The organism is Acidobacteriota bacterium (genome assembly GCA_016716715.1).
Taxonomy (GTDB): Bacteria; Acidobacteriota; Thermoanaerobaculia; order UBA5066; family UBA5066; genus Fen-183.
The window spans coordinates 445,801-471,267 of sequence record JADJVE010000003.1 but is presented as its reverse complement, the minus strand read 5'-3'; the positions used below and the strand labels follow the sequence as shown (position 1 = coordinate 471,267).

General features: G+C 67.8%; 24 protein-coding genes. 3 read left to right on the top strand and 21 right to left on the bottom strand.

What is annotated here, in order from left to right; all coding sequences use genetic code 11:
• Positions 1-2 precede the first annotated feature (2 nt).
• Positions 3-929, top strand: a complete 927-nt coding sequence (locus IPL89_06990) for a DUF2950 domain-containing protein (GenBank protein ID MBK9062928.1) — start codon at positions 3-5, stop codon at positions 927-929.
• A gap of 27 nt (positions 930-956) precedes the next feature.
• Here the strand turns inward: IPL89_06990 and IPL89_06985 are convergent, their stop codons facing one another.
• The 13 genes from IPL89_06985 to IPL89_06925 form a co-directional block, all read right to left on the bottom strand.
• Positions 957-1,463 (bottom strand): nucleotidyltransferase, encoded by a 507-nt coding sequence (locus IPL89_06985; protein ID MBK9062927.1) that lies wholly within the window; start codon positions 1,461-1,463, stop codon positions 957-959.
• Positions 1,464-1,690: 227 nt separating this feature from the next.
• Positions 1,691-2,707 carry a decarboxylating 6-phosphogluconate dehydrogenase gene (gnd, locus tag IPL89_06980; GenBank protein ID MBK9062926.1) on the bottom strand — a complete coding sequence of 339 codons (1,017 nt, stop codon included), beginning with the start codon at positions 2,705-2,707 and terminating at the stop codon, positions 1,691-1,693.
• A gap of 59 nt (positions 2,708-2,766) precedes the next feature.
• Positions 2,767-3,273, bottom strand: coding sequence for a hypothetical protein (locus tag IPL89_06975; protein ID MBK9062925.1), 507 nt, complete (start codon positions 3,271-3,273; stop codon positions 2,767-2,769).
• 54 nt (positions 3,274-3,327) lie between these two features.
• Positions 3,328-3,759, bottom strand: a complete 432-nt coding sequence (locus IPL89_06970) for a hypothetical protein (GenBank protein MBK9062924.1) — start codon at positions 3,757-3,759, stop codon at positions 3,328-3,330.
• Positions 3,760-3,789: 30 nt separating this feature from the next.
• Positions 3,790-4,650 carry an enoyl-CoA hydratase/isomerase family protein gene (locus tag IPL89_06965; protein ID MBK9062923.1) on the bottom strand — a complete coding sequence of 287 codons (861 nt, stop codon included), beginning with the start codon at positions 4,648-4,650 and terminating at the stop codon, positions 3,790-3,792.
• Positions 4,651-4,720: 70 nt separating this feature from the next.
• Complete coding sequence (locus IPL89_06960) at positions 4,721-5,899, bottom strand: ABC transporter substrate-binding protein (GenBank protein MBK9062922.1); 1,179 nt, start codon at positions 5,897-5,899, stop codon at positions 4,721-4,723.
• A gap of 71 nt (positions 5,900-5,970) precedes the next feature.
• Entirely contained in the window at positions 5,971-7,734 is a 1,764-nt protein-coding gene (locus IPL89_06955) for a SulP family inorganic anion transporter (GenBank protein ID MBK9062921.1), read from the bottom strand.
• Positions 7,731-8,279 (bottom strand): hypothetical protein, encoded by a 549-nt coding sequence (locus tag IPL89_06950; GenBank protein MBK9062920.1) that lies wholly within the window; start codon positions 8,277-8,279, stop codon positions 7,731-7,733. Before IPL89_06950 ends, IPL89_06955 begins: the two co-directional genes overlap by 4 nt.
• Before the next feature lie 17 nt (positions 8,280-8,296).
• Complete coding sequence (locus tag IPL89_06945; protein MBK9062919.1) at positions 8,297-9,988, bottom strand: FAD-dependent oxidoreductase; 1,692 nt, start codon at positions 9,986-9,988, stop codon at positions 8,297-8,299.
• Positions 9,985-10,392, bottom strand: a complete 408-nt coding sequence (locus tag IPL89_06940; protein ID MBK9062918.1) for a response regulator transcription factor — start codon at positions 10,390-10,392, stop codon at positions 9,985-9,987. Before IPL89_06940 ends, IPL89_06945 begins: the two co-directional genes overlap by 4 nt.
• A 143-nt stretch (positions 10,393-10,535) precedes the next feature.
• On the bottom strand, positions 10,536-11,186 hold the full coding sequence (locus IPL89_06935) for a response regulator transcription factor (GenBank protein ID MBK9062917.1): 651 nt from the start codon (positions 11,184-11,186) through the stop codon (positions 10,536-10,538).
• Positions 11,183-12,787, bottom strand: coding sequence for a PAS domain-containing protein (locus IPL89_06930; GenBank protein MBK9062916.1), 1,605 nt, complete (start codon positions 12,785-12,787; stop codon positions 11,183-11,185). The genes IPL89_06935 and IPL89_06930 overlap by 4 nt, the downstream gene beginning before the upstream one ends.
• Positions 12,787-14,439 (bottom strand): SulP family inorganic anion transporter, encoded by a 1,653-nt coding sequence (locus IPL89_06925; protein ID MBK9062915.1) that lies wholly within the window; start codon positions 14,437-14,439, stop codon positions 12,787-12,789. The genes IPL89_06930 and IPL89_06925 overlap by 1 nt, the downstream gene beginning before the upstream one ends.
• A gap of 108 nt (positions 14,440-14,547) precedes the next feature.
• On the opposite strand from IPL89_06925, the gene IPL89_06920 reads away from it, so the two are divergent.
• Both IPL89_06920 and IPL89_06915 read left to right on the top strand, forming a co-directional pair.
• The gene (locus IPL89_06920; protein ID MBK9062914.1) at positions 14,548-14,850 is read left to right on the top strand and encodes a hypothetical protein; all 303 of its coding nucleotides are present in this window, start codon (positions 14,548-14,550) and stop codon (positions 14,848-14,850) included.
• Positions 14,837-15,499, top strand: coding sequence for a nucleotidyl transferase AbiEii/AbiGii toxin family protein (locus IPL89_06915; GenBank protein MBK9062913.1), 663 nt, complete (start codon positions 14,837-14,839; stop codon positions 15,497-15,499). The genes IPL89_06920 and IPL89_06915 overlap by 14 nt, the downstream gene beginning before the upstream one ends.
• Positions 15,500-15,539: 40 nt before the next feature.
• Here the strand turns inward: IPL89_06915 and IPL89_06910 are convergent, their stop codons facing one another.
• The 8 genes from IPL89_06910 to IPL89_06875 all read right to left on the bottom strand — a co-directional run bounded on the left by IPL89_06910 (position 15,540) and on the right by IPL89_06875 (position 25,424).
• Positions 15,540-17,564: a hypothetical protein gene (locus IPL89_06910; GenBank protein ID MBK9062912.1), complete on the bottom strand. Its 2,025-nt coding sequence runs from the start codon at positions 17,562-17,564 to the stop codon at positions 15,540-15,542.
• Between the two features lie 18 nt (positions 17,565-17,582).
• Positions 17,583-18,440: a hypothetical protein gene (locus IPL89_06905; GenBank protein ID MBK9062911.1), complete on the bottom strand. Its 858-nt coding sequence runs from the start codon at positions 18,438-18,440 to the stop codon at positions 17,583-17,585.
• Positions 18,441-18,534: 94 nt separating this feature from the next.
• Positions 18,535-18,963, bottom strand: coding sequence for a type II toxin-antitoxin system VapC family toxin (locus IPL89_06900; protein MBK9062910.1), 429 nt, complete (start codon positions 18,961-18,963; stop codon positions 18,535-18,537).
• Complete coding sequence (locus tag IPL89_06895; GenBank protein ID MBK9062909.1) at positions 18,960-19,229, bottom strand: DUF2191 domain-containing protein; 270 nt, start codon at positions 19,227-19,229, stop codon at positions 18,960-18,962. Before IPL89_06895 ends, IPL89_06900 begins: the two co-directional genes overlap by 4 nt.
• A 108-nt stretch (positions 19,230-19,337) precedes the next feature.
• Entirely contained in the window at positions 19,338-20,699 is a 1,362-nt protein-coding gene (locus IPL89_06890) for an OmpA family protein (GenBank protein MBK9062908.1), read from the bottom strand.
• Positions 20,700-20,790: 91 nt separating this feature from the next.
• Entirely contained in the window at positions 20,791-21,345 is a 555-nt protein-coding gene (locus tag IPL89_06885; protein MBK9062907.1) for a DUF4136 domain-containing protein, read from the bottom strand.
• Between the two features lie 16 nt (positions 21,346-21,361).
• A complete protein-coding gene (locus tag IPL89_06880; GenBank protein ID MBK9062906.1) occupies positions 21,362-22,195 on the bottom strand; it encodes a carbonic anhydrase family protein in 834 nt (277 codons plus the stop codon).
• 28 nt (positions 22,196-22,223) lie between these two features.
• Positions 22,224-25,424, bottom strand: a complete 3,201-nt coding sequence (locus IPL89_06875) for an AsmA-like C-terminal domain-containing protein (protein ID MBK9062905.1) — start codon at positions 25,422-25,424, stop codon at positions 22,224-22,226.
• Positions 25,425-25,467: the final 43 nt, after the last annotated feature.

The window sequence follows — 25,467 nt, the reverse complement described above, 5'->3', positions numbered from 1 at the left end:
AGATGAAGACGAGCCTGCTCCTCGCTCTCCCCCTGCTTCTTTCCTTCGAAGGCAATCTTTCGGCGGCCGCGCCAGCGGCCGCTCCGAAGCAGAAGAGTTTCTCCTCCCCGAACGCCGCCGCAGACGCGCTGATCTCCGCGGCCGCGCGATTCGACGTTCCGGCCCTCACCGAAATCCTAGGGCCGGACGGCGTCGACCTCGTCGTCTCGAAGGACCCCGTCCAGGACCGGAACGCGGCCGCGGCGTTCGCGAGGAGGGCTCTCGAGAAGCACTCCGTGGTGACCGACCCGAAGAACGCGGGCCGCGCGACGCTCGTCGTCGGGGACGAGGGCTGGCCGGCGCCGATCCCGATCGTCCGGAAGGGCGGCCAGTGGCTCTTCGACACGAAGGCGGGCCGGCAGGAGATCCTCTACCGCCGCATCGGGAGAAACGAGCTGGACGCCATCGAGGTCTGCCGCGATTTCGTCACGGCGCAGCACGCCTACGCGGTCGAAAAGCACGACGACTCCCGCGTGAACCAGTACGCGCAGAAGATCATCAGCACCCCCGGGAAGCAGGACGGCCTCGCGTGGCGCGGGCCCGACGGGACGCCGGCCGGACCCCTCGGAGACACGATCGCCCAGGCGATCGCCGCGGGCTATTCGAAGAAGTCCGAGCCGCTGCACGGCTACTACTTCAAGGTGCTGAAGGGCCAGGGCCCGGCGGCGCCGCTCGGGGAGATGGACTTCGTCGTGGAAGGCGCGATGATCGGCGGCTTCGCCCTCGCCGCGGCGCCGGCCGACTACCGCGTGACCGGCGTGAAGACGTTCATCGTGAGTCACACCGGCGTCGTCTACGAGAAGGACCTCGGGCCGAAGACGCTCGAGCAGTTCGAGGCGATGGACCGCTACAACCCGGACAAGACGTGGAGGCCGGTCGAGGAGCCCTGACGACCACCAGGCACCCCGACTCCTTCGTCACTGCGTCGAGCCGGACTTCTGCGCAATGAGCAGCTCGAGAAATTGCCGATCCAGGGCGTCCTTCTCCCTGACGGTCTGCTTCAGTTTCAGGAGGAGCGCCGGGGATGCGAACGGCACCTCGACGCCCTGGATGACCGCCGGTTCGACCCCCTCGATCGCCTCCGCGTAGTCCACGCCGCAGGCGCTTTTCATCAGGTCTACGACGACCTCGTCCGCAACTCGGACGACGACGTACCGGTTCAGATCCGTCGGCCGCACCTCTCGCACGGCCTTGTCCGGGAGGACCGACAGCGCATCCTGGATCCGTTCGAAATTCTCCGGCGAGTCGTCGACGAGGAGGTCGATGTCTTCCGTGGCGCGGACGAACCCGGCGTGAATGACGGCCATGCCGCCCACGACGACATACCGTGCACCCCGCTCGTTCAGCGCGCGGCAGATCGTCAGGAGGTCTTCGAGGAGGGGGGGACGCGACTCGAGGCCCGCGCCATCATCCGGATCGACCATTCTTGGCTCTCCTCGAAGGTCTGGAACCGGTGGACGCCCCGTGGCAGGAAGGGGCGGTTGCCCCGCAGATCGACCACGAGCTGAAGGAGCCCGGAGGCCTTGTCGAGGCCCGCACGAGCGGCCCGGCGCCGTCCGACCTGCCTGAGCGGAAGGGGATCCTCGATCACGTCTTCATGATACAGCGGGAACGCGGGAACCAGACGGAGACAGAAGTCCGCTCCGTCGCCTCACTTCGAGGGCTTCTCGTGGTGTCCGCCGAACTGGAAGCGCATCGCCGAGAGCAGCTTGTTCTGGAAGTCCGCCTCGCCGCGCGAGCTGAAGCGCTCGTAGAGGGCGGCCGTGAGGACCTCGGCGGGCGTGCCCTCGTCGATCGCGGCCATGATCGTCCAGCGCCCCTCGCCCGAGTCCGAGACCCGTCCCGAGAAGCTCTCGAGGTCCGGCGACTCGAGAAGCGCGATGGCCGTCAGGTCGAGCAGCCAGGACGAAACGACGCTCCCGCGGCGCCAGACTTCGGCGATGTCCGCGAGGTTCATGTCGTACTGGTAATGCGCGGGATCGCGGAGAGGCGTCGTCTCGGCGTCGACCTCCCGGCGCGTCTTGCCCACGTTCGCGTTCCTGAGGATGTTGAGCCCTTCGGCGTAGGCGGCCATGAGCCCGTACTCGATCCCGTTGTGGACCATCTTGACGAAATGGCCGGCGCCGTTCGGCCCGCAGTGGAGGTAGCCCTCCTCCGCGGTTCCCTTCGCCTTCTCGCGCCCCGGCGTCCTCGGGATATCTCCCTTGCCGGGAGCCAGCCGCTTGAAGATCGGGTCGAGACGCTGCACGACGTCCGTCTCGCCGCCGATCATCATGCAGTAGCCGCGCTCGAGGCCCCACACGCCGCCGCTCGTGCCGACGTCGACGTAGTGGATTCCCTTCGCCGCCAGCTCCTTCGCGCGGCGGATGTCGTCGACGTAGTACGAGTTGCCGCCGTCGATCAGGACGTCGCCCTTCTCGAGAAGGGGCAGAAGGTCGGCGATCGTCTTGTCGACGACGGCCGCGGGGACCATCAGCCAGATCGCGCGCGGCTTCGCGAGCTTCTCGACGAAGTCGGCGAGGGAGGAAGCGCCGACGGCCTTCTCCTGCGCGAGGTGGGCGACCGGCTCCGGCGCCCTGTCGAAGACGACGCAGTCGTGGCCGCCGCCGATCAGCCGGCGAACCATGTTCGCCCCCATCCGCCCGAGTCCGATCATTCCGAGTTGCATGGCGTGCTCCTGCCCACATTCTCGCTGAGCCGGCACCAGGGCGGGCGCTCTTCAGCCTGTCAGTACTTCGCGATGTACTTCTTGCCTTCCATGCAGGCGCAGAACGCCTTCTTGAAGCTGGTCATCTGGGCCGCCGTGGCCTGCTGCGCCTGCGCGCCCTGCGCCTGCACCTGCTCCGCCTGCGCCTCGGCCTGCTTCTTCTTCCTGCGGCCCGCGACGGCTCCGACGGCGGCGCCAACGGCGGCGCCCGTCCCGGTATCGCCAGCCACGGCTCCGATGAGGGCGCCGCCTGCCGCGCCCTTCGCCGCAGTCTTGACGCCCTGGCCCTCGCCGGCCGCCTGCGCCTGCGCCGTGGCTTGCGCGGTCTGTTGCTGCTGCGCCTGCGCCTGTTTCTGGAGCTCGAACGGGTCGGTCCCCGTGTTCTTCACCGCCCAGTCGTAGCAGGCGGACTCGTCCTTGGACTGCTGTTGGGCGTTCTGCCCGACCTGCGGGAAGGCGGCGATGTTGAGGCTGGAGGAAAGAGACTTTTGCTGCGCGAGAAGGGTGAGGCCCTCGCCCGCGAGGATCGTGAACAGGATGGCGGCAATGGTCTTCTTCATGGCCGTACGCTTCCTTCCGCTCTACTTCTGGGCCGCCGGCATGGGCGTACACATCGCGGAGACGGCGAGGACCAGATCCTCCCGGGCGATGGCCACCGACGCGCTGCCCGTCTTCTCGGCAATGACGAAGCTGAAGGCTCGGCCGTTCTCGAGGCCCTGAAGGACGATGAGGCCGCCCTCGCGCCGCAGGGACTCGATCGGGGTCGTGCGGTTCTGGCCGCTCGCCGGCGTCGTGGAGATGAGCTTCGCTCCGAGATCGACGTTGACGAACTGCGGGACGAGCGCCCCGTCGGGGGTGTCGTCCATGCAGCCGTCGATGTAACAGCGCGAGATCGTGACGACCGAGCACAGGAAGCGGTTCGAACCGGTCAGATCGTCCGCAACGGCCGCGGGCGCCGCTGCGACGAGGAGCAGGGCGCTCAGGCCGATAGTCGCGAATAGTTTCTTGGACACTTGATTCCTCCAGTAGTTTGGCTCGACAGGTCAGAAGTCCGGGTCCGGGAAAGCCGCCTCCCGGCCCTCGGTGAATGCACGGATGCCCTCGATGCGGTCTGGATGGACGACGGAGCGCCAGTGCGCTTCCATCATGATCGAGGCCGCCTGCTCGGAGGTCTCGCCCTGGCTCATGCGCACGGCCCGCTTGACCGCCTGAACCGCCGTCGGTGAGTTGCTCGCGATCTTCTCCGCGACGCGCAACACGGCCGTCAGAAGGCCGGCCCGCGGGTGGATCTCGTTGACGAGGCCGAGCCGGTGCGCCTCGCGCGCCGTGATGGGGTCGCCGGTCATCAGCATCTGCAGGGCCATGCCCGGCGGAAGCGCCCGGGGCAGGAAGACGGGAGCGCCGCCGCCCGCCGAAAGGCCGACGATCGCTTCCGGCTGGCCGAACGAGGCCTCGTCGGAGGCGATGATGAAGTCCGCGCTGATCGCCATCTCGCAGCCGCCGCCGTAGGCCATCCCGTTCACCGCCGCGATCACGGGCCTGCGCAGCTCGCGAAGGGTATAGAGGACCCGGTCGAAGACCTGGCGCTGGCGCAGCCATTGCTCCTTCGTCATCTCCTTGCGCTGGTACAGGTCGCCGCCGACGGAGAACGCTCGGTCGCCCGCACCGGTGAGGACGGCGCATCGCACGGAGGGCCGCGCGGCGATCGTCTCGAGAACGTCGATCAGGCTCGCCGCCAGCTCCGTCGTGATCGCGTTGTCGGCGTGCGGCCGGTTCAGCGTGACGACCGCCACCCGCGCGTCCGACACGTACTCGAGGAGCACGAGTCGTTCGGGCTCCGGAACGCTCCCGGGCTTGACGTAGCCCATCCGTTGCATGCGTGTCCCGGCTTTCAACTGGTCCATGTTTTCTCCTCGTAGGAACGCGAGGGGGCCCGGAAACCCGGGCCCCCTTTGCCACCGGATCTCTTTGGCCTTACCCGACCCGCCGGGACGCCGCCTGCAGCTCGGTCGTCGAGGGCAGCTTGGAGGTCGTCGTCTTCTTCCACTGCTCGTCGAGCAGCTCCTTCGCGGCCTGCTCGAGGAACTCGGGCGCCGCCCACTTCGCGACGTCGAAGTCGTTCTTGATGTACCCGTTCTTCACCATGAAGTTCTTGCCGACCTCGACGGATGCGAGGTTCAGGGGCGACAGGTTCGGAACCATGTCGACGTCCTTGATGCCCCGGTACGTGTCCTCGACGTCGAGGTAGTACGTCTGCTTGTCGAGGATCGCCGCGGCGGCGCGCTTGTACTCGTTGGCCCAGCGCCCGACCTTGATCATGCCCTTCATGAACGTGACGGCGAGCTCCGGGTGCTTCTCGGCCATGACGTCCGTGCAGGTGATGGCGGCGGGGATGTTGGCGACCTGCAGGCGCCAGTCGGGACGCTTCGACAGGTCCTCGATGATTGCGAACTTGCCCGTCGCCTCGGAGAGCACGCTCAGGACCTTGCTCTGGCTGTACATCGCGTCGATCTTTCCGCTCTCGAGAGCCGTCTCTAGGGGCCGGAACGCGAGGTCGTGCTTGTGGTCGCGCTTGAGCTGCCACTCGGAGGGGTTCTCGATGGGCGTCAGCATCTCGGGCTTGTTGTACCAGTCGTCCGGATACGGGAACTCGACGATCTCGACGTCCTTCATGGACATGCCGTTCATCCGAAGCATCAGCTCGATGCCCTGGTGCTCCTGGATGCGCCACCAGTCGTTCTTGATCGTGTTGAGGCTCTTGGAAAGCCCGATCTTCTTGCCCTTCAGGTCCTGCATCCGGTAGACGTCGTCCTTGGCGCGCACGAGGAGCACGCCGCCCTCCTTCGGGACGTGCGTGACCCCGAGGAGGCGGGTCCGCCGGATGTCGGCGTGGACCGCCACGGGCGGAAAGAGGCCGCCGAAGCGGATGAGATTGTCGAGGTTGTGGATGTAGTGCGGGTACCAGTCGTTCTCCGCCGCGGAGCGCAAATAGGCGTACTTGACGCCGATCTTCTTGTACTCCTCCTTGGTCCAGCCCAGCTCCTGGTCCACGTTGCTGGCGGAAATGAGGGGGCAGTTCGTGTACCACACTTCTTTCCAGTTCAGCTTCACCGTGCTGAGTGTCAACTTCGCTTCGATGGTGGCAGTGGTCATGTTCTTCTCCTTTCGAGAGAGATCGCCCGGGGAGCACGCGGTGGGATCCCCGCTCTTTTTCGTTGCCGTCGTCATGCTTTTTCTACTTGGCGAAACGCCTGAGCGGCGTGTCGGTTGGTCGGGTAGAGACGGTCCTTTCCGATCAACGTCAGCAGGTGATACCGGGATAACCAGGAGAGGGTCGATTGATTGGCGCGGCTGATGGCAAAGATCACGCCACGCTTCGCAAGGCGGGACGCCACCTCGTGAAGGGCCTGCTCGCCGGTGGTGTCGATGTCCACCATGGCCTCCGCGTCCAACACGAACCATTTGACGGGGGAAGTCGCGCGCGCTATCACCTTCTCCACTTCCTCCTCGAACAGCGGAGCGTTGGCGAAGTAGAGCGGCGCGCCGAATCGATAAATGAGAAGCCCCGGCGTGTCGGCCGCATGCTCTTCATCCTCGGAGACGAAGTGACTGCCGTCCGGCGCCTCCTTCAGCACCCACGTGCCGGGCCGGGAGGCGCGACGCAGCAGGTCGATCGTGGCCATCAGGAAGGCAATGACGACCGCCTGCATGGGCCCGAACACGAGCACGCTCAGGAGACACACCATCGCAACCCAGAACTCCGAGCGCCGCAGCACCCACAGCTCGCGAAGCTCCTTGACTTCGATGAGGTTCAGGACGGCATTGGCGACGACGCCCGCGAGGGCCGCCGTCGGCAGGTAGGCGAGTTGACCGGTGAAGAACACCATGACCAGTGCGACGGTCGCCGCGGCGACGAGGCTGGAGAGCTGGGTGCGCGAACCGGCAGCTTCCATGGCCGCGGTGCGGGAGGCGCTCGGGCCGGAGACCAGTGAGCCGGTGAAGCCGGACGCGACGCTGGCCATGCCGTAGGCAAACATCACCTGATCTCCGTCGGCCTTCGTGTCGTGCCTGCGGCCGCAACTGCGGACGAGGAGCAGCGCTTCGCACATCGTTATGCCGACGATCGCGAGGGCTCCGGGCAGAACGCGTAGATAGTCGGCGACCGGGATCCCGGGCACGGTCAGAGACGGCAGGCCCGCCTGCAGTTTCCCCAGCACGGTGACCCCTTTGGCATCCAGACCGAGCGCCCCCACGGCGATGGTCGTCAGAGCCAAGGCGATCAGCGCCGCCGGCGCCTTGGGCGCGAACCTCTTCATCAGTCGGACGATGGCGAACGCGCCGACGCCAACCGCCACCGAGTAGAGGTTTGCACGGGGGATGGACTCGATCAGGACGACCACCTCGGCAAAGTAGCCCGTGGTGTTGACGGAGGTCGCGATGGAATCGTGCACCTGCTCGGCGAGCGCCCCGATCCCTGCCGCGTGCCCGTGAGAGGCGCCGAGAATCCTCCGAATCTGGTTCGTCAGAACCTCGATCCCGAGGCCGGTGATGAAGCCCGCCAGCACCGCGCGGGATAGAAAATTGGCGAGAAATGCCAGGCGGAAGAACCAGAACACGAAAAAGAGCAGGCCGCACACCAACGCCAGCGCCAGGGCGTACTGTGCCCGCATCGGATCGCCGATCGGCGCGAAGCCGATCAACATGGCTCCGAGGATCGCGGAGATCGGCGCGTCCGGGCTCCCGACCACATGACGCGAGCTGGTGAACAGGGCAAAGACCGCCAGCGGGATGATCCCAGCATAGAGGCCAAAGACGGGAGGCAGTCCGGCCACCTGCGCGTAGCCGATGTTCAGCGGGATCATCAGGGCGGCCAGCGTGACGCCCGCCGAGACTTCCCGTGGAACGTCCGCGAGCTTGAGCCCCCGCAGCCCGTCGAACGGACGCGGCCACCGGATCGAGGCGAGCGCGCCCGAAGCATTCTCACTCATGAGGTCAACCCTCCATCTCGATCCGCGTTAGCGCGCCTCAGGAAGAAGAGCTTCCGGATCGTGCCCTCTCCCATCACCCGCCCCAGTTCCTTCACGCCGAAGTACGGGACGAAGGCCACGAAGACGATCAGGCTGTTCGCGACCAACTCGTGGGAGTTCTTGGCCAGGAGCGCGTCGACCCCGCCCATGAACCCCTCCCCCGTGAAGAGCCCCTTGATCCCGAACTCGACGACCTTGAAGACTGCACAGAACAACGTGAAGACGAGGGTCTTGTAGACGGTCGGGAAGATGAGCGGTTTCGCCCCCAGGCCGCGGCCGAGGCGGAAGATGCTCCCGATCATGATGACCTTCCCGAGGATCACCGCCTCGATGAGGGCGACCCAGTAGTGCGTGTACTCGATGTCATGGGCAGCCAGAACGAGCCTTCGGTAGATCGTGAAGGCGGCGAACACGATCGTCAGGTAGACGATGTTGATCCCGTACTCGATCAGCTCGTGCTTGGCCTTTTCCTTCAGGCTCTGCTTCGTCGTGTCGGATTCGGCCATGTGTCCCTCCCGGCCGCTCACCGGACTGTGAGCGCCCGCGACAGCAGCCCGCCGGACAGGCTCCTCGCCTTGAACCCGTTCTGCAGGAGGACGCGCGTCGCGTAGTACGCGCGCTGAGCGGAGCGACAGATGACGAGGATCTCCTTGTCCTTTGGAAGCTCCCCGAGGCGGGCGCGGAGCAGGTGGAGCGGAATGTTGACGGCGCCGGGGACGCTCTCGACGGTCAGCTCGACCGGCTGGCGCACGTCGAGGAGGAACGCGCCCTTCGTCTCGTTCCAGTGGGCGAGCGGCATGTCGCCATGCAGGACGTCGGCAGCGACCATCCCCGCGAAGTTCACCGGGTCCTTCGCGCTCCCGAACTGGGGCGCGTAGCAGAGCTCGGCCTCCTCGAGGTCGTAGACGGTGGCGCGCATCTGGAGCGCCATGGCGAGGGCGCTGATCCGCTTGTCCACCGCCGGGCCGTCCACGCCGAGCGCCTGCGCGCCGAGGAGCTTTCCGTCGGACTTGCGGAACAGGACCTTGAGTCCGAGCATCTTCGCGCCCGGGTAGTACCCGGCGTGCGAGTTCGGGAAGAGGTAGATCTTCTCCCAGTCCTTGTCGCCGAGCTTCCGGAGCGTCCGTTCGTTCACGCCGGTCCAGGCCGCCGCGCCGCCGAAGAGGCCGATGATCGAGGTTCCCTGCGTGCCGCGGTAACGGGACTTGCGTCCGGCGATGACGTCGGCCGCGATCCGCCCCTGTCGGTTCGCGGGCCCCGCGAGGGCGACGAGGCTCCACTGGCCGGTCACCCAGTCCTTCACCTCGACCGCGTCGCCGACGGCGAAGATGTGCGGGTCGCTCGTCCTCATGTGCTCGTCGACGCGGATCCCGCCGCGCTCGCCGATCGCGAGGCCGGCGGATCTTGCGAGCGTCGTGTCGGGGCGGACGCCGATCGCGAGGATCACGACGTCGGCGGGGTACGTTTTCCCGGAGGTCGCCTTCACCTCGAGCGCCCCGCCCTCGAGCTGCGTGAAGCCCGCCACGCCGTCGCCGAGGACCAGCTTGACGCCGTTCCGCTTCACGTGCTCCTCGACGAGGCGGGCCATCTCGGGATCGAGCGGTCCGAGGAGCTGATCGAGCTTCTGGATGAGCGTCACCTCGAAGCCGAGGTGGACGAGGTTCTCGGCCGTTTCGAGACCGATGAACCCTCCGCCGACGACCACGGCGCGCGTCGTCGGCTTCACGAACTGGATGCCGGAGTAGCTGAACATCCCGGCGAGGAACGTCGTGCCCTTCTCGATCCACTCGCGGATGGCCTTCACGTCCGGCACGGTCCGCACGTGGAAGATCCCCGGCAGGTCGATCCCGGGCAGGGGCGGATGGAAGGACGGCGCCCCGGGCGACAGGACGAGCTCGTCGTAGGGCTCCGCCGTCACCTTGCCCGTCTTCACGTCCCGCAGGTCCACCGTCTTCTTCTTCGGGTCGATGGAGACCGCCTCGCAGTTCGTCCGGACGTCGATCCCGAGGTTCGCCTTGAAGTACTGCTCGTTGGCGACGAGGAGGCTCGACTCCTTCGCGATCACCCCCGAGACGTGGTACGGGAGCCCGCAGTTCGCGTACGAGACGTACGGCCCCTTATCCACCATGAGGATCTCGGCCTTCTCGTCCAGACGCCGCAGGCGCGCCGCGCACGACGCTCCGCCCGCCACTCCACCCACGATGACGACTTTCATGACGAACTCTCCTTTGCCCCTGCATGACGCTCGTGGAAACGCAGCCTGTCGACCGCCGGCAGCAGGTCGGTCACGATTGCGCGTTTGAGAACGAACGCGTCGGCGCCGGCCCCCAGGGCCGCTCGGCGCACGTTCGGCTCGTCGTGGACGCTGAGGACGATCACCTTGAGGCCGGGACAGCGGTCCCGCAGCGCTTGCAGCCAGCCCAGGCTCCTGTCCTTTGCCAGGGAGAGATCCACGACAGCCACGTCGGGCTGGAGCCGGCCTGCTCCATCGAGCAAGGACGCCTCATCAGCGACCATGACGACGGTCTCGAAAGCCGTCTCGAGCATTCCGCGGACGCCTTCCGTGAGACCGTGGTGGCGATCCGCGAGGAGAACGCAACTCAGCGGTTTCTCGCGCATGGAGCAACCTCTCCCGCGGCCAGACTTCACCGCGGGTCCGGCTCACTCCGGACTCCCGGGCAAGCTAGTCGGGCGACAGAGGGTTGTGACCTCGGAAAACTACGGGGCCCGGCGCTGGGGATTTACGGGGTCCGGTCCGAAGGTCAGAGCTCGACGAGGCCGTGCTTGATGGCGAAATGGGTCAGCTCGGCGTTCGTGTGAAGGTCCAGCGCTTCCATGATCTGGTACTTGTGGAACTCCACGGTCCGCGCCGAAATCCCGAGATGCGACGCGATCTCCTTCGCCGAATGCCCCTCCGCAAGGAGCTGGAGAACCTCCCGCTGCCGCGGCGTGAGGGCACCGATCGGGCCGCCGGCCTTCTCCGGCCCCTGTTTCATGGCTCCCAGGACCTCTCCCGCGAGCTGCGGCGTGAGGTAGGTCTTCCCCTCGAGCGCGGCGCGAATCGCGGAGATCAGCTCGGCCGACGCCGAGTGCTTGAGCACGAAGCCCGCCGCCCCGGCGTCGAGAGCACGCCGCGCGAACGTCGCATCCCGGTGCATGGTGAGGAACACCACCGGAACGCGATCTCCGCCCTGCCTCAGCTGGACCAGGGCGTCGATGCCGTTGAGGTGGGGCATGGTGACGTCGGCGACGATGACGTCCGGCCGCAGCATGCGGGCCGCCTCGAGCAGCGCGCGCCCGTCTTCCACGACGCCCACAAGGTCGAACTCGACCGCGAGCAGGCTCTTCAACGCCTCCGCCACCAGGAGGTGGTCGTCGGCGAGGAGCACCCGAGGGCGGCGGGGGGAGTTCATCGCGGCCCTCCCTCCGCGGGAACCCAGGCGACGATCGCGGAGCCCTGGCCCGGCGCGCTCTCGACGTCGAGCGTGCCGTTCACGAGCCGCACGCGTTCGCGCATGCTCGCGAGGCCGAGGCTCCTCCCCGTCCCCGGGCCTGCCGGATCGAAGCCGACGCCGTCGTCACGGACCGCGAGGAGGAGGCCCCCATCCATCGGCCGCAGGGTGACCGCCGCGGCGCGCGCACCGGCGTGGCGGACCACGTTGTTGAGCGCCTCCTGTGCCACGCGAAACAGACAGAGAGCCGCGTCCCTCCCGACGACGCCGGACAGCGGGTCGAGCCTGAGCGAGACGTCGAGCCGGCCCTGCCGTCCGAGCCGCTCGCATTCCGTCCGGAGAGCCTCTGCAAGGCCGAGCTCCTCGAGAACCGAAGGGTGGAGCTGATACGCCAGGGTGTGGACGTCCTCGCTGAGGCGCACGAGCCCCTCGCGAACGGCCTTCATCGTGTCGGCCTGCGGCGTGCCCGGCGCGGCGAGCTCGGCGCGGCCGACGTCAATCGCCAGCACGGCGAGCCGCTGCGTCAGGTCGTCGTGCAGCTCGCGAGCCAGGAGCGCGCGTTCCTCTTCGTGGGCCTGGATCAGGCGCTGGCTCAGGTCGCGCAGCGTGTCCTCGGCGCGCTTTCGTTCCGTGATGTCGCGGAGGACGCCGAACGTGCGGATCCTCCGTCCGGCGGCATCGCGCGCGCTCACGCCTGACAGATGATGGATCCAGATCTCCCCGCGGGTGGGATGCAGGTAGCGATACTCAAAGGAGAGCCGGTCCCGCCTGCCGTCATCCAGCTGCTGGCGTGCGTCCAGCACACGCGGACGGTCGTCTGGTTGCAGATGCTCTATCCAGAATTCCAGGGCTCCGAGTCCCCGGTCCCGGTCCGGGGGAATGCCGCAGAGATCGCGCAGCCGCTCGTCGAAGTACATGACACCCTGGTCGAAGTCGACCTCGTAGAAGGCGAGGCCGGCAAGATCGGCCCCGGACGACAGGCGGGCCTCACTCAAGCGAAGCGCCTCTTCGGTGCGCTTTCGGATCAGCGCGTTACTGAAGACCTGCACGACCAGCTGCAGCCGATTCACCAGCATATCCGGCCAGTCGCGGTTCGCCTGGACTGTGTTGAAGGCCAGCGCGCCCAAGGGCGGCTCGCCCCCAACAGCAAGCGGGAGCGTCAGGTTTGACTTGATGCCGACACGCCGGGCGGAGTCCAGGTCCACGGAGGCCTCGGCCGGCAGCTCCTCCAACGAACAGAGGACGATCATCCGACCGGCCAGCATCTTCTGTACGGTCCAGGGGTACTGCTCCTGGTGTAGCGGCTCGGAAGGTGGCGGACCTTCCTGGGCGTAATAGAAGTGGGTGGGCATGATGGCGCCCGGAGTCGCAGCCGACCACTGCCACAGCACCGCGAGGTCTATGCCGAGAAGCTCGCAGACGCGGCTCAGCGCGTCTTCGATCTCGCGGTCCACGTCGCGAGGGGCGAGGTTGATGAACCGGGAAGAGAGGTTGGCGAGCAGCGCCTCGAACTCGAGACGGCTCTCGAGGCGTTCCGCGGAAGAGCTCGCCTGTTCGGTCATCAGGATCGGCCAAGCGCCTGATACCGTTCGATCGCCGCGCGCGCGTTGAAGAGCATGCGCTCGCGGCCGAGGCGCTCGTCCAGCCCGGCCTTGCGCACGACCTCGAGGACGCCGGGGTTCATCCCCACGAGCCAGACCACGACGCCGCCGTCGGTCACGCGTCTCTCGCGCTCGATCAGCATCTGGAGGGCGGAGTACTCGATGTCGTGCACGCGGCTCAGGTCCAGCGCGACGACGCGCGGCCTGTACTGCTCCACGAGCGCTCGAATCTGGTCGCCCACGTTCTGGGCGTTCGCGAAGTAGAGGCGACCCTCGGGCCGCAGGATCAGGAGGCCCTCGAACGTCTCGTCGTCGGGGTGCTCGGGCGAGAGCGGCCGGAGGACATCGGCTCCGCGCTTTCGGCCGATGACGGAGACGCGCGGATGGGCCGTCTGGCTGGCCAGACCGATCATCGAAAGGATGACCGCCACGACGATGCCTTTCAGCGTGCCGAACACGAGCACCCCGAGCATGGCGGCGATCGCCCATCGGAACTCCATCGTGCGCACTTTGAGAATGCCGCGGAATTCCGAGGGCTGGATCAGCCCGATCGAGTAGACGATGACGACCGCCGCAAGCGTGGCGTTCGGCAGCAGGCCCAGCAGGGGCGCCAGAAACAGCATGGTCGCGAGCGCCGTCCCCGCGGTGACGAGCGACGCCTTCTGCGACCTGCCGCCCGCGGCGCGCACGACCGCGGTCTGCGAGGTGCCGCCGCCGGCCGGCATCGCGCCGAGCAGCGCGCCCCCGAGGTTGGCGGCCCCCGTGGCGACCAGCTCGCGGTTCGCGTCGATCGGCGGATCGTCGGGCGCCGCGAAGGCGCGGCCCGCCGCGATCGTCTCCGTGAAGCTCATGAGGGCGATTCCGAGCGCGCCCGGGGCCAGATGGGCGATCAGGGCGGGATCCGGCAGCGTGAGCGACGGAAATCCCCGCGGGATCAGGCCCACCGTCGAGACGCCCAGCGCCTCGAGGCCGAAGAACCACGACGCGGCAATCCCGCCGCCGACGGCGACGAGCGGCGCGGGCGAGTGAGGCCAGAGGCGCTCCATGCCGATCAGGACGAGCAGCGTCGCGCCGGCCACGAGAAGCGTGACCTGCGAGGTCTCCGGGACGTGGCGCGCGACGCCGAGGACGTCGCGGAAGAAGCCCTGCTTCGCGATGTGGACTCCGAGGAGCTTCGGCACCTGGTCCAGCACGATCACGAGGCCGATGCCGGCCTTGAAGCCCGTCAGAACCGGCGTGGAGATGAAGTTGGCGACGAACCCCAGCTTCAGGAGCCTCGCCACGACCAGCATCGCGCCCACGAGCGCGACGAGCGTGGCGGTCGCCGTCACGAGCTTCGCCGGATCGCCGTCCGGCACCGCGAGGCCCAGCTGCGTGCCGGCGAGGATCCCCAGCGTGGTGGTGCTGCTGACGCTGAGGACGCGCGACGAGCCGAGCAGCGCGTAGACGGCCGTCGGGACGAACGCGGTGTAGAGCCCGACGGCGACGGGCAGGCCCGCGACCGACGCGTAGGCCATCGCCTTGGGCAAGACGACTGCCGCGGCCGTGAGCCCGGCAACCGTGTCGAATCGAAACGTGGGGGCGCCTGGCGGACCTGCGGCCGTGCTGGTCATGCTCGAACAGTGGGCACGATACCCGAGCCCAACGCGAACCGCGAGAGAGACCCGCCATTTCAGGCCGTACGCCGTTCAGGAGTCCCGCCGCTCTGGTACGCTGGTTGCGTGCTGAGCTACACGCCCGCCGAGCGGCTCGCCGATGCGCAGGATCGTCCTTACTTCCTCTGGGACTGCGGTCTCACGCTGAACCAGTTCCGCAAGGGACTGACGGATCCCGACCCGGAGGTGCGCGCCTATCTGGTCGGCAAGCTCATGCGTCAGGCCAAGCCAGACGACGTGTTCCTGTTCGTCCGCCCCCGCGAGATCCTGGATCTCTGGCCGCGGCTGACGCGCTATCTCGGGCGCACGCGAGAGTTCTGGTCATGGCTCTTCGAAACGTGGGAGGGTCAGGGCTGTGTCTGGCGATAGGCTCACGGCCCTCCAGCGCCGCATCCTTGGAGTGCTTGCTGAGATCACTCCGCGCTGGACGTTGACGGGTGGAGGCGCCCTGGCGGGGGTGCACTTGGGCCACCGTGGGACCAGGGATCTGGACCTCTTCTGGAGGAACCGATCGGAGCTCGGCAACGTCGTAGCCGACGCCATGTCGGTGTTGCGAGCGGCGGGCCTCGAAATTCATGTTCTCAGGACGGCACCCGCGTTCAGCGAGCTCCGCGTGTCGGACGGACGAGAGACCTGTGTGGTGGACCTCGTCGCCGAGCCCTTCGCCGCAATCGAGCCTCCAGAGCAGACACTCATCGATGGTGCGGCCATTTCAGTGGATAGCAAGCACGAGATTCTCGCGAGCAAGCTCGCAACATTGCTCGAGCGATCCGAAGTCCGTGACCTGGTCGACGTCAAAGCGCTGCTGGACGCAGGGGGCGATCTCCAAGCGGGCTTGCGCGACGCCCCCAAAAAGGACGCCGGGTTCTCGTCCTTGACGCTGGCCTGGGTACTGAGAGACTTCGACCCGCTTCCGGCGGTGAAAGCGCTCGGCTGGAGCGCCCGCGAAGTGGAGGAACTGGTGTCCTTCCGTCAGTGGCTGATAACGCAACTCACGGCCAGCGCTGCTCCGGAATAGTCGTCGTTCTCCCGCATCCGGCGGAGACTGTATCGACGGATCAGTCCAGGCGGATGCCGAGTCGGAAGCTGAGGATTTCCTTCGCCGTGAACGGAGAGGAGTTCCACGCGAGCGTCGGACCTTCGACGAGGATGTCGATGATCCCGGCGTTCAGCATGACGCCGAGGCGCGTGCCGGCCTGGAAGTAATACTGGCTGCCGGCGTCGCCGTGGACTCCCGGCGACACGTCGAACTCCTCGTCCCCGCGGACCTTCGGTCCGTATTCGACACGCACCGGCGTCAGCGCGAGGCCGACGACCTTGAGCGCGTACCAGCGCACGGTGGCGGCGAGCGTGCCCGTGAGGTACTTCGACTCGCCGGAAGTCACGCGGTGGCCGACGGCCAGCGACACCGCCGGAACCCACTCGAACCGGCCGCCCCAGCGGTTGCGGTCCCACGCGACCTCGCCTCCGAGCACACCGAGCCCGTAGTTGCGCCCCTCGACGGCGTTCTCGGGCTTCTCCGCGACGGTCACGCCCGTAACGACGTACCACGAGGGCCTCCGGCCCTTGAGATGGCCGTAAGGCGCGGGCGGCGGAACCCACGTATCGTCCTTGCGAACGGCCAGCGTCTCCTTCGAAAGGAGGAGGCCGCGGTCCTTCTCCAGCCGGCTGGAGGCCGGGGCGTAGAGGAGGCCGACGCCGAACGTCCACTCCACGCGGGGCTTCAGCCAGTTCACCTCCATCGGCGCATCGACCGAGAGGAAAAGGCCGTCCTTCAGCTTGTAGTTGAAGCGGAAGAAGCGCGAATAGAGTTCCGGACCGGCCCGGTCGCCCCCGTACGTGACCCGCAGGCCGGCGGCCGTGAAGCCGAGCGACGCGCGTAGCCCGACCGGGAGCACGAGGTCGACCCCGATCCCGACGAGGCCGGCTCCGCCGCCGCCGTCCGTGTACTGCCGGTAGCCGGCGTTCGCGTTCAGGGCGTAAAGGAACGGATTCAGATCCTCCGAGTACTTGAGCAGCGTGCCGCGAGCGGCGATATCGACGAAGTGGCCCGTCGGGTTCCAGGTCGCGTCGAGTCCAAACAGCGCAAATCGACCAGGCGCGGGATCCGCCTTCTCGCGCTCGGCGCACTCCGCACCCGCGCAGGGGTGGGCGGGCGCGAACCATTTGTCCTTGTACGCGCGCCACGCGTCCGAGCGCTCGGGCGCCGTCTCCGTCCCCTTGGGAGCCGCGAGCTGAATGGCGCGCAGCTCTCTCACGAGGACGAGGAGATCGACGAGCGCGCGCCGCGCGTGGTCGCCCTCCGGCGAGAGGCACTCGTAGGGAACGCCGTAGGGCTCGTCCGTCCGCTTCTCGCAATGCGCCTCGCCGCCTTCGATCACGTACGTCTTGTCGCGGTGGTCGTCCCACTTGTGATACGAGGCGTCCGGGATGCGCGCGGCCCGCTCCGTGGGCAGCTTCACGAGCTTCTCGATCGGCTTCCAGACCCTCAGGTAGCCGATGCGCCCGTCCTCCGCCCGCTCGGTGTGCGATCCGGAGAACGAATCGCCCACGGCATGCATGAACTCGTAGAGGCCATGCGAGCTGCGGCGCGTCGCGGGGCCTCCGACGACGACGACCTGCCGGAGGAGCCCGTCGAGGAGGTCGTTGCAGCGCACGACCGCGCTCGTCGCGAGGGCGCGCGGCACCGCGGTTCCGGGCAGCGCGTCCGTCTGCGCGTCGTCGAGCGTCGCCATGTAGTGGAAGCACTGGCCGACGTCGCTGAACTGGCGGCGGAAGGCGGCGTCCGGCCTGTCGGTCAGCGGCTGCGGCCAGTCGAGGAGCGGGTTCGACGCGGGAGCGTCGATGCACGCCGCGGGCGGCGTGCCGGCGCGCCCGAAGCAAAACGGAAGGTCGAGGGCGCCGTCGTTGATGAGGTCGCGGAGGACCTCGGGACGGGGCGGCCGGCCGTCGTGCCCCTCGACGAGCGTCCGGTACGCGAGCGCCTCGAGGACGACGTGGCCCTTGCTGTCGAACGCGGACGCGGGCGCCGACACCACGAGCGCCGCGAGCGCGATGAGGGCGACCCGTCTCGCAGAGGCCAAGTTCAGGCGGGGGCCGCGTCAGAACGCGAAGATCACGTAGGCGAGCGGACCGCTGTACTTGTAGTCGAACGCGACGTCCCCCTTCTCGCCCGTGTGCGAGAAGTTGATCGTCGTGTACTGGTACATCCCGCCGACGCCGACGTTTTGGCTGATGAGCCAGTCGATGCCACCGCGGAAGTCCCACATCTCCCCGTGGTACGCGTCGACCGTTCCGGAGATGCCCTTGGCCGCCGCCTTCAGGAAGACGCGCGGGTAGAGGGAGTAGGCGAAATACGCCTTGATGGCCGGAATCGGCGCGACGGCGTTGCGCGATTCGCTGCTGAAGCTGGCGGAGCCGCTCTGGCCGCCGCCCGAGACCGTGCCCGAACCCGAGATCTCGAACGCGTTGAAGTAGACCGAAACGCCAAGGCCGAGGCCAAACTCGAGGTCGCCGTTGTTGATGAACGAGTACGAGTAATACAGCTCCCCGATGTTCGAGCGCAGTCTGTTGTCGACCTGCACCCCGGCGTGGTACGTCGTGTCGCCGACGACGATGTCCTTGTCCAGTTTGTGCGACGCGGACCGGGACCACCCGCGGTAAGACAAGTCGAGGCGGCCGTGGCGGCCGAACCGCCAGTAGCCGTCGGCGGCGAAGCTCGTCTGGCGGGAGTCCTGGCCGAGTTCCTCGAGGTTGATCGACGTCCCTGCCGTGCCGGCAGAGTTCGAGAGACTGAGCGTCGTGTCGAAGGTCTGGAAGAAGCCGCCCAGGTCGATGCGGAAGCTCTCGTCCATCCCTCTCTGCTGCGAGTAATACGCATTGCCCGTCTGGGCGAACGCGGGAACCGCGAGGAGCACGGCGGCCGCGGCCAGGATGCCGGCGGATCGGAAGCGTTTCATGTGTCCCCCTTATCGGTCACAGTTTAGGTCCAAAACGAAGAAACGGCCGCCCGGAGACGGGGACGCACATGGGACCTTTGTCCCATGAGACTCCTCACGCCAGGGGGTTGACGTGCCGGACGCCCGGGAAACGGCCGAAGTCGCGATCGGTTGAACCAATCTCCGCGGAGATCTCAAGGGAAAGCGCCGCCAGGTGCGCGTCCGAGGTCAGGTTGCCCGCGGCACCCGTCGCGGCGAGCAAGGTGCGAAGCAGCGGCCAGTGCTTCTCGCCCGGTCCGACAAGCTCGACGAACGGCTGCTCCAGCCACTCGTCCACATAGCGCAGGGCACGCTCGACCGCGAGCGGCCGGCGCATGACGGCAGGGCTGGTCGTCAGGCGAAGGAATGCGAGCACGACGACCCAGGCCAGGCCGACGCGCGTCGTTCCCGAAAGCGTCTCTTCGAGCCAGCGTCGGGCCTTCGCGTGGTGGGGAGAATCGGCATCGACGGCGTAAATCAGGATGTTCGCGTCGACGAGGATCACTTGCGCAGCGCGAGCTTCTCGGCGATCGCGCGTTCCTCCAGAAGGTCAGCCAGGCGGAGCGCCCGATCGAGGTCGACCCCCGCCGAAGCACCGCCGAGAGAAGCCGGCGAGAGGCGGTAGCGCCGCGGGCGCGGCTGCCGGCCTCCCTTCGTCAGGCCGGCGCGGAGCGTCTCGTTGACGACGGAGGTGAACGACTGACCCTCGCGCCGGGCTGCCTTCTTGAGGACGGTCGCCAGATCCTCGTCGAGATTCAGGGTCGTTCGCATACGAGGCATCATATCAGTTGATGCCGAGACATCACCGACAGCCCGGAAACACGAAGGGCCGCCCCCGCGAACGGGAGCGGCCCGAAAAAAGGCGAAAGGAAACCGGGTTCAGTTCGCGGCGACGGGCTTGATCTCGCCGACTGCGGCGACGATCTCGACGCGGCGGTTCTTGGCGCGGCCCTCGGCGGTCGCGTTGTCGGCGACCGGGCTGGCCGGGCCGAGGCCCTGGAAGGCCAGACGCGTGTCCGCGACGCCCTGCGCCTTGAGGAAGTCGTAGACGGCCTTGGCGCGAGCCTCGGAGAGCTTCTGGTTCGACGCGGCGCTCCCGACGTTGTCGGTGAAACCCTCGACGCGAAGGTTGACGGCCGGGAACACCTGCGCGATGCCCGCGAGCTTCGCGAGCGTGAGCTGGGCGGACGGCTTCAGCGCGGCCTTGCCCGTCTCGAACGAGATCCCGGGGAGGCTCATGACGGCGCCGCGGGCGCTGTCGCGCGTCTCCATGATCGAGGACATCGACTTCCCGAGGCGGCCCTCGAGCTCGGCCTTCTCCTTCTGGAGCTGGGCCTGGTCGGCGAGAAGCCTGGCCTTGTCGGCCTCGAGCTTGGCCTGCGCCTCGTGGAGCTGGGCGACCGTCATCTGGCTCTCGGCGAGTGCGGCCTTCTTCGCGGCCTCGGCGTCGGCCTCGACCTTGCGGCCGTAGTCGCGCATCGCCTCGGAGGACAGAGAGACCGCGCGGCTGGAGTAATCGTTGATGACTTTCTTGCTGCCGCCGGCCACCGAGTTCTGGGCCTGCGTGAGGGTGCGCTTGGCCTCCTCGGCCGCCTTGGGGTTGAGCCCAAACGCGCCGGTGCGGTCGGCGAGGGCCACCGCCCGCTCGGCCTGGACGACCGCGACGGGCTTCTTGTCCTTGTAGGTGAGGCCGGCGATCGTGTTCGTGTCGGCCTTCACGATGCCCGTGCGGAAGTTGCTGAAGGCAAACGTCGAGCCGGTGGCCTTCTTCGGGTCGGCCGGGCCGGACGTCGCGATGACGAATTCACTCGGCCTGCCGACGAGGGAGAACGGCTCGGCCGTGATGATGAGGCCGAACGCCTTCTTGCCCGTCTGGTACTGGCCGGAGCCGGACGCATTGTTCTCGTTCACGATGAGCTCGCCGAGGTTCTCGGCGGCGCCGTCGCGCGTGATCGCCCAGACGACGTACGACGAGACGTCGCCGCCGAAGAGGATCGCGGGCTCCATCTTCTTGAAGGAGACTTCGATCTTCGCCTGGCCTTCCTTGTACCGAACGGCCGCGTCCAGCTTGGCCGCGTTCGGCGTGGCGTTCGTGCGCGCCATCGAGAGGTCGATCGTGGTGCCGTCAGGGAACGTGACGGCATTGAGGTTGAACTCCGTCGCGAAAGCGGAGCCGGCCGCGAGCAGCGCGACCACGGTCGCGCACGCAAACGCGCGAAGAAGGCTGAATCGGGATTTCATGGTTTTCTCCTGGTTGTCCTGACGGTTGATTCTCGCGGGGAAGCCCGCGGCTGGAGGCAAGGCGCCTCGTTCTCGATTCTATTACAGCCCGCTATTTCTTCTTCGGCGGGAACTTCTTGAACAGCTTCTGCATCGCCTCGTCGACCAGCTCCTGCTTCTGCTCGGCCGAGGCCTCGGAGTCGAGCGGACTCCGCGCGGCGCCGCGCCAGACCAGCTTCTTCGTCGAGGCGTCGACGAGGTCGACCATTACCGTGCCGATCGGGATGGACTCTCCCAGGCTCGAGCCGGTGCCGATGTCCCCGAACGGGGGGGCCCAGGTTCCCCACCCGTATTCCCACCCGGGGTCGTACGAATGGGCCGGGTATTCCTTCGAAAGGCTGGGGTGCACCACCACCCTGAGGTCGGCGGCGCCGTCGTCCTTGCGCGCGAAGCCCTTGCGCTTGAGCTGCGCGTCGACCGCGGACATGATCCGTTTCTTGACGGCCTCGCTGCGGATTTCCTTCATTTCGGTCCACGAATAGGTCTTGTAGCGGGAGAAGTCCGCGCCCGGGTCGGCCTTCGAGTCGACGGTGATGGAAGAGGCGGCGCCGGCCACCTGGGCCGCCGCCGCTGCGGCGAGTACGAGCGCGCCGAGCGGCATCCTCATGGCATTTGCCTCCAAATCAGGGAGTCGTGTCGAGAAGGACCTTGCGGCCCGAGAGGGGCTGCACGGGCCGGTTGGTCGGCGTCATGTGGGGGAGCGAAACGAAGGCGCCCAGCTGCTCGCCCGTGATGCCCATCGGGCTCTGGAGCACGTACCAACGGATGCCTTCCGTGCACGGCGGCGTCGTGAGCGAGCCCTCGTATGCGAGGTACGTCCTCGAAGCCGGCAGGAGTTTGTCCAGATCGACCGTCACGGCGGCGTCGTCTCTCTTCGCTCCCTTTTCCCTCGGGAGGCTCGCGAAGACCGGGGCGAGCGCCGGGGTATCGCCGCCCTGCACGAGAAAGACGCCGACGACGAGGCCGGGCTTGCCGTCCGGTCCCGCGTGGACGAGGTGCATCTCCATCGGGTAGTGGAGGCCGTCGAGGCTGTGCTCCGACGGCGCGTGGAAGTGGAACTGCAGGAGCGTCCATACGCCGCCGTCGATTTCGACCGTGCTGCCCTTGTCCACGTCGGCCCGCACGGTTTGGCCGTTGTTCACGAGGTGGAGCTTCGTCGTCCCGTACTTGAAGACGAGGTTCGGGAGGTCCTTCGCCTCGACCGGGAACGGCATCCGCGTCGCGAGATCGACGGGCGACTGCCGCTTGCCCGCCGCGCACGCGGCGTCGCCCGGCAGGCTTCCCCACTCGGCAGGCCCGGCCGTCTCGGCATTCGACACGTAGCCCCAGTGCTTCTCGCGGACGACCGGCGCCGGAGCCGGCGTGACGGACGTAGTCGGCGCCGTCGTGCTGCAACCGGCCAGGAACATGGCCGAGGCGAGAACCGGGATAGCTCCCTGCGCGAAACGAAACCTCATCCACCCTCCTTGGGCGTTCACCTTGATCCTACGCCCTCAACGGGGCCGCTTCCTGATGCAAGCACATCAAGGGATTGGATTTGCAGCGGGCGGATCGAAGACCGTGACGGGCAGCGTCACGGTCCGCTCGAGGATGCCGACGAGCCCCTTCCCGACGTCCCCTCCCGGGCGTGATGGTGACCTTCGGGTCGCCGATCGTCCCGGTCACGCCCACCGCCACGGCAAGGAAGTTGCGCCCGAGGATGTGGCGGACGACGGGAACGGCCTGAACGATCTTGTCGATCGTCGACAGGGGGTGCGAAAGGACGGCCAGGTCCAGGGATTGATCCAGGACTCCGATCGATCCGGTCGCCGCCATCGTGATCGCCGGTGATTTCAGGGCCGCTTCGCGGATCGAGACACGGCCGTCCGCCAGCTCTCCATCGACGGTGATCGCGTCGTAGGGCATCGCGTCGCCCGCGCGCGTCCTGGACTTTCCTTTGAAGACGTCCGTCGCATTGAGGACGCCGAGGATGCGCGTCAGCAGCGTGGCCTTCCCGACACGGCCCTTCGCGGCCTTGAACGTCAGCGGGCCCCGGACGGCGCGCAGGAGATCGGATGCTGCGCCCTCTCCCCTGACTTGCACGCCCGCCTCGTAACCTCCGGTCATCCGGGCGTCCTCGAATCCGAAACAGGTGAGCGGGACGTTGATGTCGGGGCCCGCAGCCTCCGCTCGCGCGTCGACCGCAATCGCGCCGCCGGGCAGGAAGCGCGCCTCTCCGGTCGTCGAGATGCCGCAGATCTCGGCCTTCTTGACTGCCACGGCGACGGAATCCCTTTCGAGCCGAACGTCGGCGAGAACCGGCTTCCAGACGAACGCTCCGTACGCGAACGAGTCGACGGAAACGCGAAGGTTCCCGCCGGCCGCCAGAGATGCGGGGGCGGCCGTCTGCGGTGACGCCTTCTTCGCCTCCTCCAGCCGGGCGAGGACCTTCTCGACGCTCGTCCACGCGAGGTCGCCGGTCGAAACGTCCATGTCGAGGTCGATCGCTCCGTCCCGGAGCGTCGCGCTGCCCGCGGCCGAGAACCGCTGCCCGCCGAGGACCAGTGAGGACGACGCCAGGTCGAACCGATTCTTCTCCGCGCGCAGATCGGCGCGCTCGATCGACACCGGCCCCGCGGGCGTCGGCACCTCGAAGTTCGTCGCCGTGAGCGCGCCCTCCACCGTCAGACCGCCGGGATTCCCCGCAGGCACAAGCGCGCGGAAGTCGCCATCGATCGCGCCTCCATGCCACTTCCGCTCGCTGAAGAGTTTCGCGAGCGTGGAACCGCCCAGGCGCCCCTTGAACCGCAAGTCGAACGCCGCGTCCGGGCGAAGGAGAGCCATGGAGGCGGTGGAGTCGCCGTCGGCCACCGTGAGGTTGCGGACGTCTATCTTCTTCCCGTCGCCCGCGAGGTCGAGCGTCAGGCGAGGCCCGCTCGCGACGACGAAGTCTCCGCCCACTGAGAACGCACCCCCGCTTGCGTCGACGCGCGCGCCGTGCAGCGCGATCGGCGCCGCCGGCCGGAACTCCGCCGGGAGCGACGCACGGTCCCATCCCCACCGGATCGCCTCGGGCCCGAGCTCGCCGTCCGCGGTGGCGTCGATCGTCGACGCGCCCCCGCGCCAGCCGCTCCACGCGCCTGAGGCGAGGAGGGACGCGTCCAACGTCCGAACGGCGGCGTCAGACACGCGGACAGCGTCGTTGTCGGCGGCAAAGCGGCCCGAAGGGATCGAGACTGGCGGAAGAGAAGGAGAAGAGGAAGAGTCGAAGAGAATTTCTTTGAAGGTGCCAGAGGCAGAGAGTGACGCCTCGCCCAGACGAGCGAGCGGCCCCGCAAGCCGCTGGACGTCGACGGAAACAGAGCCCGAGACGCGCCGGACGTTCCTCGCGAGCGCCTCCGCCCCGGGCCTGGTCCGAACACCTTCGAAGAAATCTTCGAGCGAAACCACGACCGAGCCGGAGCCCGATTCGAGAACGGTTCCTTTCCCCAGCCTCACGCGCGCCGCGAGGCCGGAGAACGTCGAGCGGCCGAGGCTGCCGGACATCCGGCTCACGCCCACGCGCTTCCCATCGAACGTGAACTCCCCGCGGTCCACCTGGATCGGCCACGGGAGCCGCCGGTAGTAAGCCGAAAGACGCAGATCAGAGATGGAGACGGCCGTGTTCAGGTCGCCCGCGCACTCTCCGATGGCGATGCGGCCCGTCGCCCGCCCCTCGAACCCCTCCACGAGCGCGAGCTCTTCGCGGAAGGACCTGTCGGGGATCGCGCGCCCGAGAATGGCCGGCACCTCAGCGAGATCGGCCTTCACCTGCGCTTCGACCCGCAGGCGGCCGTCCCCGGGCGCCAGGCCGACGAGGACCCTCCCATCGAAGGCCTTCGACCGCCCGAGGCGCGCGGAGGCGCGTTCGGCGGTGAGGACGCCCCCTTCGAGCGCGACGTCGGCGGAGACGTCCCTGAGGTCGAGGCCGGGGCCCTCGACCAGGATTCTCGCGTCCTCAGCCTTCGCCCGGATCTTCATCCGCTCGAGTACGAAGAGGTCCGAAGGCGAAGGGGCGGCCGACTCGAACGTGAAGGTCTCGAGGTTCCCGCTGCGAAAGATCTCGAAGATCTGCGCGATCGTCCGGTCGTCGCCCGCGAACGCGAGGAGCTGCGAGCGCACGGCACCGCCGTCGATGCGGCCCTTTGCGGAAACCTCCGCGCGAGGCGCCGCCGGGTCCCACTGATAGGCACCCTCGAGCGCCAGCCTCGGCGACTCCGCCGAAAACCGCGAGAGGACGACTTCGGTCTTCCCTTCGAAGGATTTCGGGGACGCGTCCGCACGAATGCCTTCGACCCAGAGGCCCCGGCCGTCCGGACGCGACAGAAAGACGTCCGCCCCCTCCACGACGATCCGCGACGGGACGAACCGCCCGCGGAGGAGCGGCAGGAACGCGAACGCGACCCGCACGGTCCGGACCCTGCCGTGGGCCGCCCCCGGAACCGACACGGTCGCCGCCCGAAGGACGGCCTCCGTGCGCGGGAACCACGCGAGGTCGATCCGCTCGTACGTCACGGCGCCGCCGAGGGCCGAGGAAGCGGCGCTCTCGATCCGCGCGCGCACGGCCCCCGCGTTGATCCACCGCGGCGCGAGCGCCACGCCGGTCACGGCGACGACGAGGGCGGCGGCGACCGCGGCGACCGGGTGGCGTCGAAGGAGGGATTTCATCAGGCGGCTGCGACGAGAGTGTCACAGAGCCGCACGAGAGGTT